Consider the following 14,278-nt stretch of genomic DNA (forward strand, 5'->3'; position numbering starts at 1 on the left):
CCCCGCTTCGCTTGAGGCGGGGCCGGGCCTTACATCTTGCTAGAACTCGTCCCAATCATCGTTATCCTGCTGCGCCGTCGCTGGCTGCTTGCTGCGTGGGGGTTCTGAACCCGGCGCCGCCAGTGTGGCGTTCTGCTGCGAGACATCCGGCTTGCGAGTATCAGCGCTGGACAGCGCAGCACCGCCCTCTTCCAGGCGGAAGGTGGCCATCAGGGCGGCAAGCTGTTTTGCCTGACCTTCCAGCGAGGAAGCGGCCACATTGGTTTGCTGCACCAGCGCGGCGTTTTGCTGGGTCACCGAGTCCATTTCAGTCAAGGCGGCGTTTATCTGTTCGATGCCGTTGTTCTGTTCCCGCGTGGCGGTGGAGATTTCGCTTACCAGGGTGGTGACTTGGCGGATGGAGTCCACGGTGTCATTGATCGTTTCACCGCTTCTCTCGGCCTGTTGCGCACCCTGATGAATCTGGCCGGTGGTGGCCTCGATCAGTTGGCGGATCTCTTTAGCCGATTCGGCACTGCGGCTTGCCAACTGGCGCACTTCGCTGGCAACCACGGCAAACCCGCGCCCCTGTTCGCCAGCCCGCGCCGCTTCTACCGAAGCGTTCAATGCAAGAATATTGGTTTGAAAGGCAATTGAGTCGATCACGCCAATGATGTCGTTAACGCGCTCGGCACTGGTGGCAATATCACGCATCAGTTGCACCGTATGGGCCACTTCCTTGCCGCCACTTTCCGCTGACTGCGAAGCCGACACCGACAGCTGATCTGCCTCTTGGGCGGTTTCGGTATTGCGGCTCACCGCGGTGGCCATTTGCTCCATGCTGGAGGCGGTTTGCTGAAGTGCGGAAGCCTGCTGTTCCGTACGTGCGGAAAGGTCCTGGCTGCCTGCGGAAATATCCCCAGTACCGCTGAATACGCTATCGCTGCTTTCGCGCAGCGAGACCACCAGCGATTTAAGCTTGGTCTGCATATAGGCCAACCCTTTATAAAGCTGGCCTACCTCGTTACGTCCCCGGTCCTCGATGTCGGCAGTCAAGTCGCCGCTGGCGATACGCTCGAAGTGCTCCACCGCCTCTCGCAGCGGCGTGACCAGTCCGCGAACAATCACCATGCGCATGATCAGCGTCGCCAGTACGGCCGCGACCAACAGGACAATGGCGATAATGCCGACGATACGGTTCAGCGAAGAAACCTCGACCAGCATTTCGTCGCTGCGCTGATTGGCATAATGGGTAAACGCCTGCATGGCATCGTCAAAGGCGATACCCAGCTCGCTTAACTCTTCCTGGCTGCGCTGGACTTGGAACGGTGCTGCCTCCAGCAGAGGTTTAATGCCCTCGGTCACGAACGCATCGTAGGTCGATACCATCTCGTCAACGTACTCATTGCGAGGATCATCCTCGGCAAGCTCAACCTGTCGGAACTGCTCGAAACGCTCGTCGGCGGCCTCAATGGCGGCCTGGGCCATCGCCTGGCTCTCCTGGCCTTTTTCCGGGTTCCCTTGCATGCTGAAGCTGGCATAGCGATCGAGAAAAATCTGGGCACGCAATGCGTTGACCTGGGTGCGGTTGGCGGCGTTGGCCAACTCTCCGTTGTTGATGGCCAGCTCGTTCAACGCATTTTCGCTGGTGGTGTTCGAATAGAAGCCCAGCCCGCCAATCAGCCCAATCATCAGCAGTAAGATAACCAGCGCGGCGGTCAGGCTCCATTTAATCGAGAGGTGCTTCATCCTGTTGATCCCTTGGGGTTTTTAAGAATAGGTATCAAGGCCTATCGGCAGGCAACGCCGAAAATGAAGTCACATTAGGAAAATTTAGACGTTAGTCTCACAAAAAAGCCCGGTGATGGGCAGAAAGCTCATCACCGGGCAGTCACGTAAGCTAGCGTTGGACTAACGGCAATGCGTTAGATGGTTGCCATGTCGATGACAAAACGGTAGCGAACATCGCCTTTTTCCATGCGCTCAAAACCTTCATTGATGTTGTTGATATCCAGCATTTCAACATCGCAGGTAATCCCCTGGTCGGCACACAGCTGCAGCACTTCCTCGGTTTCCGCAATGCCGCCAATCAGCGACCCGGCGACCACGCGGCGTTTGAAGACCAGATTGAAACCTTCAATGGCCGGCTCAATGGGCTCCAACAGACCCACAATGATGTGTGTGCCGTCGTACTTGAGAGACGCCAGATATGGGTTGATATCGTGCTGGACCGGCACGGTGTCGAGCATGAAATCGAAGGTCTCTGCCACGGCGTCCATCTGTGCCTGGTCGCTGGAAACCACAACATGATCCGCACCGTTGCGCTTGGCTTCTTCTACCTTGGCGTCCGAGCGGGTAAACACGGTGACTTCAGCGCCCAGCGCTTTGGCCAGTTTGACGCCCATATGGCCCAGGCCGCCCATGCCGATGACGCCCACCTTGTGGCCTTCACCCACACCGTGATGCTTGAGCGGCGAATAGGTAGTGATACCGGCGCATAAGATCGGCGCCGCAGACGCCAGGTCAATGCCATCGGGCATTTTCATCACAAAGTGATCGCTGACCACGATCTTGTTGGAGTAACCGCCCTGGGTCATGGTGCCATCCTGACGGTCCTCGCTACCGTAAGTCATGGTAAACCCGTTCAGGCAATACTGTTCCACGCCATCCTGGCAGGCCGAGCAGGTACGGCAGGAATCCACCATACAACCAACACCGACAATATCGCCTTCTTTGAAGCGGCTTACCTTGTCGCCAACAGATGTAACGCGGCCGACGATTTCGTGACCGGGCACAATCGGGTACTGGGTCATTCCCCAGTCATTCTTGGCGAAATGCAGGTCACTATGGCAAACGCCGCAGTACATGATATCAATGGCGACATCGTCTGGGCGGGGTTCGCGACGGTCAAAGGTAAACGGGGCTAGCGGTTTTTCTGCAGAAAAGGCGGCGTAGGCTTTTGCTTCGCTCATCAAATAAAGCTCCTTGTTCGGATGATTCCCTGAAAACTAGGGACTGGCTCCCAGTATCGACCTCAAGACCGCTTTTAGCGATGAGTGAATCTACGAAACTTTTGCATGATCCTCCATATAATTGCTATAAAATAACAAAAGATCCTTAGAAAACTGTCATAATTATCCTATCAACAAAACTTTATCATGAGGCCGACATGCCGATCGACGTAGCCAACCCTGACGACGGCGAGGAGACACCGGTCATCAGCGAGCTGGCCGAATTGATTACCCCACTGGTTTATCAGCAAGGCATGACGCCTACCGCGCTAAGCGGGGTATCGCTCCTCAGCCTTGACCGCCACCAACCGCGAACGCCCCTGCTTTACCAGCCTAGTCTGATTATCATCGCCCAGGGCCGTAAGATCGGCTACCTGGGAGACAGGGAAATTCATTACGACCCGGGCCAGTACCTGGTACAAACCCTGCCATTGCCGTTCGAGTGTGAAACCTACGGCTCGCCTGAAGCGCCCTTGCTGGGGGTTTCCATTCAATTGGAGCCAGCCCTGCTCAGCGAGATGGTCACCACCATGGGCGATGCACCCAGCCACAGCCAGACCACGCTGCCCATGGCATCGGTGGCCATGACACCAGGCATGCAGGCGGCCGTATTACGTCTGGTGCATGCCCTTCATGAGCCTTCAGAGCTCAACACAATGGGCACCGCACGGATACGCGATGTGGTATTTGAGGCGCTGAAAGGAGAGCAGGGGCAGGCGCTCAAGGCATTGGTGCGCGGCCACGGACATTACGCACGCATCGTTCAAGTGCTGTCGTTGCTGCATCGCGATTTTGCCAATGATTACAGCGTTGATCAGCTGGCCCGGCAGGCGAGTATGAGTCCCTCGACGTTTCATCAGCACTTCAAACAAATTACTCGCGCATCGCCGACCCAGTACATCAAGCAACTCCGGTTGATCAAGGCCCAACAGCTGTTGCTTCAGGACGACCATAACGTCAGCCAGGCGGCACAGGCGGTGGGCTACCGTAGCGTGCCGCAATTCAGCCGCGACTATAAGCGTTATTTTGGCGACGCGCCGTTGCAGCATCGTCGCCAGGAGCAGGCCATGCGCTCTTGAGACTGTGTTATCTCGAAAAAAGGGCTATTTGGCGAATAGCTGGCTCATGTCCTTGAAGGCCTTGAACTCCAGCGCGTTGCCACACGGGTCGAGCAGGAACATGGTGGCCTGCTCGCCCACTTCGCCCTTGAAACGCACATAAGGCTCAATCACGAAGTCGGTATCACGGGCCTTGAGGCGTTCTGCCAAGGCTTCCCATTCATCCCAGCCAAGCACCACACCAAAATGCGGCACCGGCACATTGTGGCCATCGACCGGATTGGTATGGACCTCTTCCTGGCCTGGCGTTTTGGGGTGTTCATGGATCACCAACTGGTGACCAAAGAAGTTGAAGTCGACCCAGTGATCGCTTGAGCGACCCTCAGACAAACCAAACACATCGTTATAAAACGCCCGCGCGGCATTCAGGTCGTAGACGGGAATCGCCAGATGAAACGGGGAAAGGCTCATGGTTATCTCCTGAAAGGTGAGTTGTGTTCATACCACTTTTGGGTTGGCTAACGCCTTGCGCCAGCCAGGCTGAATTGCCTTATCCTAGAGCGCGCCGTACCAAAATAAAATCCATTACGCGTTGATAATAGCGTTTTGAAACGATAAAAGGTGCTTCCATCAAGCGTTATAGGAATCAACAGGTGAACCCAGAAGACTTGGAAAAGCTGGTGACACGTAAAATGCCCTTCGGCAAATATGAAGGCTGGCTTATTGCCGACTTGCCCGGGCCCTACCTGAACTGGTTTGCGCGGGAGGGTTTTCCAACCGGCGAAATCGGTCAACTGCTACATTTAATGCATGAGATCGACCATAACGGCCTGAGCGGCCTACTCGACCCACTGCGCAAAGGATAGCGTGGTTGCAGCGGGTCGTTTCGAAATTCAAGCATGTCGAGATTCAAGCGCCCTGTCACGCTCAGCGATATATAACGCTTCATGTTGGCGGGCGTCGGCAGGGAAACGCCCCAGAGCCACCGCCTGATCAAAAAAGCCAGCGGCGGGAAGACCGGCACCTTGGCGACTGACGACTAATGCCGCGACCATTGGCTGACCGGCGGCCACATCCTCTTCCATGAGTTGCTCGAGCGCCTGAGCAACGCGCTGGATAGTACGGGGTGGCGTAAGCCCTAGCGCGTTCGCCACCTGCTGATAGGTCATGGGCAATGCATCGCGAGGTGCGTTTGCCAGCAATGTGCGCACCTGTTTTGCCATCGTGGTGTAGGTATCGTGCTGGGTCATCGTGGTCAGAGGCTCTCTGGTCGGGAAAACAGGCATACCGATCAATAGCTGGTTATGCTGAAGATATCCTGAATATATTAACGCTTTGAACGCTGGGAGAAAGGCATGGCAACACAATCAAGCGCTCAGCACCCGAAAGGGGGCAAATGGCCTACCCTATTGGCATGGCTGAGCGTGCTTGCTCTGCTCGGGGCCGCCATACTGATGGGCCTGGCAGGCCCCGCTTACCGTTGGGAGCTCATCGCACTCGGTGATGCCTTCAGCCTGCTGCGCTATGGTGTGTACGTGGCCGCTGCTGCCGGGGCGCTGAGCCTACTACTGCTGATCGCCGGCGCGATGACCCGCCGCTTTGGCGCGGGTGTCGTGGCGATTGTCGTCTTTTCGGGCACCGTCGCGCTGCTTTATTTGCCGTGGCAGCATTGGCAGCGTGCTCAGCAGGCACCGATGATTCATGATATTACCACCGACACGCAGAACCCACCGGCCTTTGATGCCTTGCGCGATGCCAGAGACGCCGCGCCCAACGCCGTTGATTATCCCGGTGAAGAAACCGCCCGCCAACAACAGGAAGCTTACCCTGAGGTGGAACCTCTCGTAGTATCGGCACCAGCGCCGAGCGTTCTTGGCGCGGCTCAGGCAGAAGTGGAAGCCGCTGGCTGGCAGATTGAAACGATGACTGATAATACCATTGAGGCAACGGCCACCACCCCCTGGTTTGGCTTCAAGGATGACGTGGTGATTCGCCTGACCGAGCAGGAAAACGGCGTACGAGTGGATATGCGCTCGGCGTCGCGGCTGGGCGCAAGCGATGTCGGTACCAACGCATTACGCATTGAAACCTTCCTTGATCGACTGGGTGAGCGATTTGAATAGAGCGTCAGTGGACCTGCTTTGCCTGTGGAATAGTGTCGCGACAAACCATCTGCTCGGCATCCAGCGACGCAATCGGCACCTCCATATTTTGCGGTATATCCCCGCTTAACTGTAAGGCCTGGTAGCGTAGCGCACATACGCGCAAAAACGACGTGAAGTTGCCCGCATCATGCCCGGCGGCTATGGATTCGTGATACAGCCGCGTGATCATTTGCGCCGTGTTCATACCGTCACGCCGGGCAATTTCACCGAGTATCTGCCAGAAATAATTCTCCAGACGTACGCTGGTCACCATGCCGTCAATGCGCAGTGAGTGGCTGGCACTTTGCCAAAGCGAGGGGTCTGCATCGATAAACAGTTTGCACATCACACCGTCTCTTCACCGTGATTCATGTTTCCAGCATAGCCGCCATACAGGACTACGCCCAGATAACCTGGGCGTAGGATGATCATTGGGCGGCGATGATGTCAGCGATCCAGTACCGCCATGAACTGGGCCAGCCAGGCAGGGTGTGCAGGCCATGCGGGCGCGGTCACCAGATTGCCGTCGGTTACTGCATCGGTCACCTCCAGGTTGGCGAAGCGCCCCCCGGCAAGCTCTACCTCGGGCTGACAAGCCGGATAAGCGGAGCACTGCCTGCCGTCCAGCACCTTGGCAGCCGCTAGCAGCTGCGCACCGTGGCAGATCGCTGCTACCGGTTTATCGGCCTCGAAAAAGTGCTGCACCATGGTGAGCACTTGCTTGTTCAGGCGAAGATACTCCGGCGCACGACCACCGGGCACCACCAAGGCATCGTAATCCGCCGGATCGATATCGGCGAAGGTCGCGTTGAGCGCGAATCGGTGGCCGGGTTTTTCGGTGTAGGTCTGGTCGCCTTCGAAATCATGGATCGCCGTCGCCACGCTATCCCCCGCTTTTTTGTCGGGGCATACCGCATCTACCTGGTGGCCCACCGCCATTAGCGCCTGGAACGGCACCATGGTTTCATAATCCTCGGTGAAGTCGCCGGTAATCATTAAAATGCGCTTGCTGCTCATCTCAAGTCTCCTTGTTATCAGCAACGAGGTTATCAATCATTAATCAACAACCGCATTGCTCAAGATAGCGTTACCACGCGGAGTCGCGTGTGTATTGAGCGTAGCAAGGGTGGGTAAAAGACGGGTAGTAGGCCATTACTACACTACCCACCATCTCCACATACTGTGATGACGGTGGGTAGAACGTACGCGTTAGCTAAGGCGAGGCGCGGCCTTTTGCTCCGGCAGTGATAAATGCCGTTGACCGGCGTCTTCACCAACCCGGAATCGGCTTACCAGCAGGTTCATGTCGCCGGCTCGCTCGTCGAGCGTCTGGCTTTCGGTTGAAGCCTCCTGCACCAGGCGGGCATTCTGGTGGGTCACCTGATCCAACTGGGCAATCGCCTGATTGATCTGCTCGATGCCGGACGACTGCTCATGGGTCGCCTGAGCGATTTCCGTCACGTAGCGCGTGACTTCACCCAGGCTATCGACGATTTCCTGGAGGTGGGTACTGGACGCGTTGACCAAGTGCTCCCCTTCGCTGACCTTGGCCACGCTGTCGTCGACCAGATGGCGAATTTGTGCCGCTTCCTCAGCGCTTCGCCCTGCCAGCTTGCGGACTTCCTGGGCCACCACGGCAAAACCGCGGCCCTGCTCGCCCGCCCGCGCCGCTTCCACCGATGCATTCAGCGCCAGCAGGTTGGTCTGAAAGGCAATATCGTCAATCGCCTTGATAATGCTGGTGATTTTTTCGCTGGATTCGCGAATGTTACCCATCGCCTCGGTGGTCCGTTGAGCGACATCGCCAGCAGAACGGGCGCGCTGGTCAACGCTGGTGCTCGCGCCTTTGGCATGATCCGCATAATCGGCGGTCTGCTTGACCGTCGCGGTGATCTGCTCAAGGCTGGAGGCGGTTTCCGCCAGCGAAGCCGCCTGTTGATCGGTACGCTGGGAAAGGTTTTCGTTACCCGAGGCAATCTGTCGGCTACTCGCGGCAATCGCCTCGGCGCTTTGGCGAATTTGCGCCACCATCCCTTCAAAGGTATCCATCATGCGGTTGAAGGCCTGGGCCGTTTGCCCGACTTCGTCGTTACGCTGCAGATCCAGGCGCATGGAAAGATCAGCGTTTTCACCGGCAGCACCGCTGATATTTTCCATCTGTCGACGCATGGTCGTCAGCGGCCCCAGTACCCGTACCATGGTACGCCAGCCGAAAATTGCCAGCAGCGTAATGACCACAAGCGTCACAACGATCAATAGCGTACGGCCTGCATTGGCCAGCGCTTCGGCCTGCGCAGCGGCAGTGTCGGCCTGCTCTACCGCGTAAGCTTCCACGTCGGTCAAGGCGTCGCCCATTTGCGCCATTGCCTGGCTGACGTTATTCAGCTCGTTCTGGACCTGTGCCTGGCGGTCCAACTGCTGCTGGCGTAAGGCATAAACCGAACTGTCGTCACTGATCATCAAGCTTTCCAGCTCGACAATAATGTCATCCAGCCCGTTCACCAGTTCCATCTGCTCGGTATCGGTGCTTGGCGAACGGGTAATACCTGCCAACGACTGGCGGGCCAAACCAATTTGCTGACCAATTTGGTTGTAACGCAGATTGACCAGTTCATCTTCACTTTCGACCTGCATCAAGCGTCGCCCCAAATCGGCGAGCATCGCCACAGCAATGCGCACTTCACTGCTTAGCCGGGTGACATCGGCTTCATTGCTGAACAGGTTATCCAGCAGACCGGTAGGCAATGTTGTCATTCCGTCCTGGCGCCAGGCATTCAGGCGGTCTTCAAGCGCACGTTGTTCACGCACCTGAACCAGCGCGGTGCGTCCGGCAATATCGCCAGCACTGTTCATGACCTCGCCGATCAGCGCCTGCATCTCGGCGAGCTTTTCATCCATCTGTGCTTGCAGGGCAAGCTCTTCCTGACGAACGTTTTGCAGTGAAGTATCGCTCTCCAGCAGGGTCTGGTAGTGCTCATCAAGAGCGGCCAACTGGCTTGACTGGGTTTCGGCATCGTCGGCAGCCAAGTCATTGCGCGCCTGGCTGAAACGCTCATCAAGCGTCTCCCGCGGGGTAATGTCAGCCATGTCAGCTGCGCTTTCAGCCGCCAGCAGATCGGCATGACGCTGGCCAAAAGCGCCCATCGTCGACACCATTTCGCGACTGGCATTCTGCAATGGCATCACATCATTGGTGATGTAACGCTGTGAGTCGATCAAGCGCTGATTGGTTGCCCAGCCGGTGACGGCCAGTACAACGGCACCGATAACGGCGGCCAGAAACAGGCCTATCAACATGGCACGTAAACTGAGTGTTTTTTTCATTAGACTAGCTTCGCTCGTATCAGGGTAAATGACGTAACAGCGGCGGGTATGAGCGTTAGCGCAGCAGCGTTGACCACTCGACTAACTCGAATTGGCCATCGGTAATAATCGTCGGCCAGACACTGTCACTGGCCTGGTGATCGTCAGGCCCCAGATGCAGCGGCTCCTCAAGGCCGATATCGATCTCGCCAAGACCAAGCAGGCCGTCAACAATGGCTTCTCGATCCGGCGAATCACCTGCCGCCTTAACCCCTTCCACAAACAGTTTTGCCGCCAGATAACCTTCCAGGGAAACAAAGTCGGGTTCACTGCCATCGGCATACGCATCAAGCGCCTGGCGATATTCGTCGACCGCCGGCAGATCAGAATCCAGTGGCGGTACAACCTGAGTCACGATCACGCCGTCTGCCTGGTCACCCAGCTCGTTCAACAGCGCCTGGCTGCCGACGAAGGACACATTGAGGAATACGGCGTCGGGCATATCCTGGCGGGCTTCGCGAATAAAGTCGGCGGCGGGGCCATAGGTACCCACGATAATCACCGCCTTGGGCGTTTCAGCAGCTTGCAGAATGGTGGCCAGCCCCTGATGGACATTGCGGGTACCGCGAGAAAAGCGGCCATGGGCCAGGTTATCGGTGCCGGTAAAGCCCTGCGCCTCAAGCGCTTGCTTGGCTCCGTTATAGCCCGCGTCACCAAAGCTGTCGTTTTGGGTAAAAAAGGCAATCTCTTGCGGCTCGATGCCTGCCTCTATCAGGCCATCCACCATGGCGGCGGTTTCCTGCACATAGCTTGCGCGGTAGTTGATGACATAACGGTCGGGAGGCGATTTGCGTAGCACTCCCGCGCCGGTAAAAGCGCCGAACAGCAGCGTCTCGGCTTCGTTGTAAATCGGTATGGTGACGGTAGCGGTGGGAGTGCCCACATTACCGATCGCTGCCAGGACATCCTCGTCCTGGACGACTTCGCGGGTATGACGAGCAGCGCTGAGCGGGTCATACCGGTCATCAAAGGCGGCAAGCGTCAGCGTTTCGCCATTGACGCCTCCGGACGCGTTGACTTCAGCGAAGTAGGTGTCGATACCTTTTTTCATGCCCTGCCCGAGCGATGCGGCCGGCCCGCTGTCGGGTGCTACAATGGCAAACTTGAGTTCCGCGTGGGCTGTCGAAATCGACACCACACTCGCCAGTAACGCTATCCAAAATCGTCGCATTGCCCCCTCCTTTATCTGCTTGCCCGCTTTATTGCCGAGTACAGCTTGATTGCCAGGCACGGCTGTCTCAGCACTTTTTTTAAGAACACTTTTAAGAACACGTTTAAAAACATTTTTAAAACAGTGTTATAGCGCTGTAGAGGTCACCACGCATAACCACTGCGTGATCACCCCCCAACAGTTCTATCGGCCGCAGAATATAGGACTAAAGGACAATTATCCTTAATTTCTAAGTAAACATTGTAGTGAAGTATGTAAACAAACGTTTGTTAAGCAGGGTCTGATTCATTCGTTGCCAGCTTAGCGGGGGCGTTGCAGCGCGAAACGGTCGGTGGTGCGAACATAGTCACTACCTGCCAGTCGACCCACAGGGTTGAGTATTTCCAGGCTGACGTGTCGACCGTCCCAGACATCGTCGTCAAGATGCAGGGAGATCACGTTGGCAAGCACCAGATTGCCTGACATGGGCTGGTCACCAAAGCGAATGATGTCGCGCAGTCGGCAACCGAACGCAACCGGCGCGTTGGCAATGCGGGGGACCGACACACCGGGCATGGCGGCTTTTTCAAGTCCTGCCAGGGTGAATTCATCCTCGCCGGGTGGCAGGCTTGCGCTGGTGGTATTGAGCGCGTCGACCAATGCTTCGCTACCGACATGCACCACACACTCGGGATTCTCTTCCAGGTTACGCACGGTATCCTTGCTGCGGCCCTGGCCGTTCTGTAACGGCGAGAACCCCAGCACGGGCGGATCGACGCTGACGACATTGAAGAACGAAAAAGGGGCAAGATTGGCATTGCCCTGGCGGTCCTGGGTCGCTACCCAGGCAATCGGGCGAGGGCAAACCGAGCCGGATAGCAGCCGATACAGAGTGCCCACTTCAAGCGGCGTTTCGTCGAGCAAATAATGCATGGCGTTTCCTCATCGCAGACAAAAGGAGTCATCACGCTACCACACCCAGCTAATACGCAAAGACATGTTACCCTTGGCATGTCAGTATTAGCCGCCGTTTTGTTATCTCCAAGAGGTTTACGATACCTGTGACTTCATCCCTCCCTGACCGTCCGCTCTCCCCCTGTCGTCAGATCTGCCGCATAGAACCGACCCAATCACTTTGTGAAGGTTGCGGGCGACGTCTGGATGAAATCGCTTGCTGGGGGCAGATGACCGAGGCCGACAAGGCCCCGGTGTGGCAACGTATTGAGGCCGAAGGCTATGTCGTCTCTGACGGTAATTCAGCGCGTGGCGGGTGATGGCGATCGCTCAGGATGTGATGCAGCTCACCGCAGTTAACCAGGGGATCATCGCAGTTGATCACGATATCCGAGTGCGCCAGCACGTAACTGCGCCCGGTAATGGTGTTCTCCACCACCTGATAAGCGCCTTCCTGGTGGGTATCGATGAAGGTGCCGATAAAGCCTGTATCGCGCAGTGACACGGTTTCCAGCTTGTCACCTTGCCTGAGTCGTCCTTCGTAATGCATCAACGCCAGCCGCGCGGACGTTCCCGTACCGGTGGTGCTGCGGCAAATAACGCCGGGATGCACGTAGGTCGTTGAGCGGGAACGCACATAACCTTCGGCGACCTGTTCTTCAGGCCCCATGAAGTGCAGGAACGGCAGCGGTCCGACATCCCCCAGGGTGTAGTGGGAAAAACCGCGCTCAGCCTTGATGGCTTCCACGATTTTATGCGCGCAAAGCGCCAACGCCGACTCTTCTTCCAGGATCAACTTGAAGCCTAATTCAGCCGCATCCACCAGCGCATAAAAGCCACCGCTATAGGCAACCGAGTAGGTCACGGGGCCGATGCCGGGCACGTCGATCGTCTCACGGTAGGTGTCGATATAGCTCGGTAGACCGCCACAGGTGACCGACTCTACGACCCCGTCATGTACCTTGGCCTCTACCTGCACCAGGCCGGCGGGGGCTTCGAGCTTGAAGCGCTGGATGCCTTCCTGCTTGGGTACGATACCGCTTTCCAGCACTGCCGTGGCGGTGCACAAGGTGTTGGACCCCGAATAGATCGGATAGCCCATGACTTCCATGATGATATAACCGGCGACGGCTTCCGGGTCGCTGGGTGGCACCAGCAGGTCTACGGACATCTCGGGAATGCCGTAGGGCTCTTCAAGCAACAGCCGACGCAGGCCGTCGGCATCATCGCGCAGATACTCCATCTGCTCGCGGACGCTATTGCCCGGAAGGTGATCAATACCCCCCGTTACAATACGGCTGACATCGCCTCCCGCGTGGGTGTCCATTAACTGGATGGTATGTTGAGTATTCATTCGCCGGACTCTTTGCAGTTAGGAAGCGTTAAGGGCAAATGGAGCGCCATGGGACTCCCATTGGCTATCCGGGACAATCACGATCTTGCCGAGATAGTTACTGCCACGATTGACGAAATAGCGCTCGGCGTCATGGAGTTCGGACAGTTTGAAGGCCGCATGCAACACCGGCTTCAACTCGCCGCTACGAATCCAGGCAATGAGCTGTTCGGCCTCTTCCCGCGTGCCGTGAGAGACCCCAAAGATCTGCACCTGGTAGAGGTAGATGCGCGTCCACATGACCTCGCTGAGATTGCCGCCGCTGGCCCCGGCGATGGAAAGCCGCGGGTAACGTTTACGGTGCTGCATGTCGACAATCATGGTATCGATGAACAGGTTGGTCATCTCACCGCCAACCAGGTCCATCACCGCATCGATGGGCTGGCCGTCGGTGGTAGCCAGCACGCGATCGACAAAGGTGGGTAAATCGCCGCGGTCGATCACCGCCTCGGCCCCCAGGGCGAGAAGTGCATCGGCTTTATCGGGTTGACTGACGGCGTAGGGAATCGCGCCGACTACCCGGCAAAGCTGAATCAGCGCCGTGCCCACCCCGCCGCTTGCGCCGGTGACCAGCACACGCTCTCCGGCGCCGATCCCGGCGGATGTCATCATGTGGTAGGCCGTCTGGTAGGAACACATCCCCATGGCAGCAAGCTCGGCATCGTGCAGCGCCGGGTTGGGCACGTGGTGAAACTGGTCAGACGGTACGGCGATGTACTCGGCATAGCCACCATCGGCCCCGTGGCCATAGTAATCCGGGGTCAGGTTGATATCACGGCGATCATCGGCATACAGATTGAAATCCAGAAGCCCCCGCTCACCGATCCGCGAAGCATCAACGCCCTCGCCCACCGCCACGACACGGCCCGCCACATCGGCGCCCTGAATGCGTGGGAACGTCAGCGTGGGCTCACCGCCCATGGCAAACGAGGTCACGTCGCCCTTATCCTTGGTAGGGTACAGTCCCTCGCGGGCCTTACGATCGGTATTGTTCTTAGCCGTCGCCGTGACCTGCACCAGGACCTGGCCTGCCTGGGGTTTGGGGGTCGCCACATCCTGACGGTACTCAAGCTTCTCGATACCGCCATGCCCGGTTAGCAGCATGGCCGCCATGGTTGTCGGCGGCGTTGAACTAGCATTTGCGTCTGCCATTCGCTGGGCTCCTCTCGACTAAGAGATAAAGATGTTGTGCCTGATAATGACCATAACAAACTTTTGTGTCGTCT

General features: G+C 57.3%; 15 protein-coding genes. 4 read left to right on the plus strand and 11 right to left on the minus strand.

Annotated elements, in window-relative coordinates:
- Positions 1–39: 39 nt before the first annotated feature.
- A complete protein-coding gene (locus QC816_RS10245; protein ID WP_309781996.1) occupies positions 40–1,728 on the minus strand; it encodes a methyl-accepting chemotaxis protein in 1,689 nt (562 codons plus the stop codon).
- A gap of 176 nt (positions 1,729–1,904) precedes the next feature.
- A complete protein-coding gene (locus QC816_RS10250; protein WP_085917832.1) occupies positions 1,905–2,951 on the minus strand; it encodes an NAD(P)-dependent alcohol dehydrogenase in 1,047 nt (348 codons plus the stop codon).
- A 197-nt stretch (positions 2,952–3,148) separates the two neighbouring features.
- On the opposite strand from QC816_RS10250, the gene QC816_RS10255 reads away from it, so the two are divergent.
- The gene (locus QC816_RS10255; RefSeq protein ID WP_199284826.1) at positions 3,149–4,069 is read left to right on the plus strand and encodes an AraC family transcriptional regulator; all 921 of its coding nucleotides are present in this window, start codon (positions 3,149–3,151) and stop codon (positions 4,067–4,069) included.
- 24 nt (positions 4,070–4,093) lie between these two features.
- On the opposite strand, the gene QC816_RS10260 is transcribed toward QC816_RS10255, so the two are convergent.
- A complete protein-coding gene (locus tag QC816_RS10260) occupies positions 4,094–4,519 on the minus strand; it encodes a VOC family protein (protein ID WP_066321605.1) in 426 nt (141 codons plus the stop codon).
- Between the two features lie 182 nt (positions 4,520–4,701).
- On the opposite strand from QC816_RS10260, the gene QC816_RS10265 reads away from it, so the two are divergent.
- Positions 4,702–4,914: a DUF3820 family protein gene (locus QC816_RS10265; RefSeq protein WP_085917834.1), complete on the plus strand. Its 213-nt coding sequence runs from the start codon at positions 4,702–4,704 to the stop codon at positions 4,912–4,914.
- Between the two features lie 27 nt (positions 4,915–4,941).
- Here the strand turns inward: QC816_RS10265 and QC816_RS10270 are convergent, their stop codons facing one another.
- Positions 4,942–5,298, minus strand: coding sequence for a hypothetical protein (locus QC816_RS10270; RefSeq protein WP_233337367.1), 357 nt, complete (start codon positions 5,296–5,298; stop codon positions 4,942–4,944).
- 105 nt (positions 5,299–5,403) lie between these two features.
- Between QC816_RS10270 and QC816_RS10275 the strand changes: the two genes are divergently transcribed.
- On the plus strand, positions 5,404–6,171 hold the full coding sequence (locus QC816_RS10275) for a DUF1499 domain-containing protein (RefSeq protein WP_199284825.1): 768 nt from the start codon (positions 5,404–5,406) through the stop codon (positions 6,169–6,171).
- A gap of 4 nt (positions 6,172–6,175) precedes the next feature.
- On the opposite strand, the gene QC816_RS10280 is transcribed toward QC816_RS10275, so the two are convergent.
- The 5 genes from QC816_RS10280 to QC816_RS10300 all read right to left on the minus strand — a co-directional run bounded on the left by QC816_RS10280 (position 6,176) and on the right by QC816_RS10300 (position 11,638).
- Positions 6,176–6,538: a ribbon-helix-helix domain-containing protein gene (locus tag QC816_RS10280; protein WP_309782005.1), complete on the minus strand. Its 363-nt coding sequence runs from the start codon at positions 6,536–6,538 to the stop codon at positions 6,176–6,178.
- A 101-nt stretch (positions 6,539–6,639) separates the two neighbouring features.
- Positions 6,640–7,209, minus strand: coding sequence for a DJ-1/PfpI family protein (locus QC816_RS10285; RefSeq protein WP_085917837.1), 570 nt, complete (start codon positions 7,207–7,209; stop codon positions 6,640–6,642).
- 192 nt (positions 7,210–7,401) lie between these two features.
- On the minus strand, positions 7,402–9,516 hold the full coding sequence (locus QC816_RS10290) for a methyl-accepting chemotaxis protein (RefSeq protein ID WP_264827153.1): 2,115 nt from the start codon (positions 9,514–9,516) through the stop codon (positions 7,402–7,404).
- Between the two features lie 55 nt (positions 9,517–9,571).
- A complete protein-coding gene (locus QC816_RS10295) occupies positions 9,572–10,726 on the minus strand; it encodes an ABC transporter substrate-binding protein (RefSeq protein WP_085917839.1) in 1,155 nt (384 codons plus the stop codon).
- Between the two features lie 300 nt (positions 10,727–11,026).
- Positions 11,027–11,638 (minus strand): flavin reductase family protein, encoded by a 612-nt coding sequence (locus QC816_RS10300; RefSeq protein ID WP_309782014.1) that lies wholly within the window; start codon positions 11,636–11,638, stop codon positions 11,027–11,029.
- A 128-nt stretch (positions 11,639–11,766) separates the two neighbouring features.
- On the opposite strand from QC816_RS10300, the gene QC816_RS10305 reads away from it, so the two are divergent.
- Entirely contained in the window at positions 11,767–11,979 is a 213-nt protein-coding gene (locus tag QC816_RS10305) for a DUF1289 domain-containing protein (RefSeq protein ID WP_199284823.1), read from the plus strand.
- On the opposite strand, the gene QC816_RS10310 is transcribed toward QC816_RS10305, so the two are convergent.
- Both QC816_RS10310 and QC816_RS10315 read right to left on the minus strand, forming a co-directional pair.
- Positions 11,940–13,013: a proline racemase family protein gene (locus QC816_RS10310; RefSeq protein ID WP_309782015.1), complete on the minus strand. Its 1,074-nt coding sequence runs from the start codon at positions 13,011–13,013 to the stop codon at positions 11,940–11,942. The genes QC816_RS10305 and QC816_RS10310 overlap by 40 nt on opposite strands.
- Positions 13,014–13,031: 18 nt before the next feature.
- Positions 13,032–14,204 (minus strand): alcohol dehydrogenase catalytic domain-containing protein, encoded by a 1,173-nt coding sequence (locus QC816_RS10315; protein WP_233337366.1) that lies wholly within the window; start codon positions 14,202–14,204, stop codon positions 13,032–13,034.
- Between the last annotated feature and the right edge of the window lie 74 nt (positions 14,205–14,278).

This window comes from Vreelandella janggokensis (assembly GCF_031451615.1).
In the GTDB taxonomy this organism is placed as follows: domain Bacteria; phylum Pseudomonadota; class Gammaproteobacteria; order Pseudomonadales; family Halomonadaceae; genus Vreelandella; species Vreelandella janggokensis.

Coding starts and splice junctions, on each gene's coding strand:
- QC816_RS10285 (WP_085917837.1), bottom strand. CDS start 7,209: ATGAGCAGCAAGCGCATTTTAATGATTACCGGCGACTTCACCGAGGAT.
- QC816_RS10280 (WP_309782005.1), bottom strand. CDS start 6,538: ATGTGCAAACTGTTTATCGATGCAGACCCCTCGCTTTGGCAAAGTGCC.
- QC816_RS10300 (WP_309782014.1), bottom strand. CDS start 11,638: ATGCATTATTTGCTCGACGAAACGCCGCTTGAAGTGGGCACTCTGTAT.
- QC816_RS10260 (WP_066321605.1), bottom strand. CDS start 4,519: ATGAGCCTTTCCCCGTTTCATCTGGCGATTCCCGTCTACGACCTGAAT.
- QC816_RS10295 (WP_085917839.1), bottom strand. CDS start 10,726: ATGCGACGATTTTGGATAGCGTTACTGGCGAGTGTGGTGTCGATTTCG.
- QC816_RS10255 (WP_199284826.1), top strand. CDS start 3,149: ATGCCGATCGACGTAGCCAACCCTGACGACGGCGAGGAGACACCGGTC.
- QC816_RS10245 (WP_309781996.1), bottom strand. CDS start 1,728: ATGAAGCACCTCTCGATTAAATGGAGCCTGACCGCCGCGCTGGTTATC.
- QC816_RS10250 (WP_085917832.1), bottom strand. CDS start 2,951: ATGAGCGAAGCAAAAGCCTACGCCGCCTTTTCTGCAGAAAAACCGCTA.
- QC816_RS10315 (WP_233337366.1), bottom strand. CDS start 14,204: ATGGCAGACGCAAATGCTAGTTCAACGCCGCCGACAACCATGGCGGCC.
- QC816_RS10310 (WP_309782015.1), bottom strand. CDS start 13,013: ATGAATACTCAACATACCATCCAGTTAATGGACACCCACGCGGGAGGC.
- QC816_RS10275 (WP_199284825.1), top strand. CDS start 5,404: ATGGCAACACAATCAAGCGCTCAGCACCCGAAAGGGGGCAAATGGCCT.
- QC816_RS10270 (WP_233337367.1), bottom strand. CDS start 5,298: ATGACCCAGCACGATACCTACACCACGATGGCAAAACAGGTGCGCACA.
- QC816_RS10290 (WP_264827153.1), bottom strand. CDS start 9,516: ATGAAAAAAACACTCAGTTTACGTGCCATGTTGATAGGCCTGTTTCTG.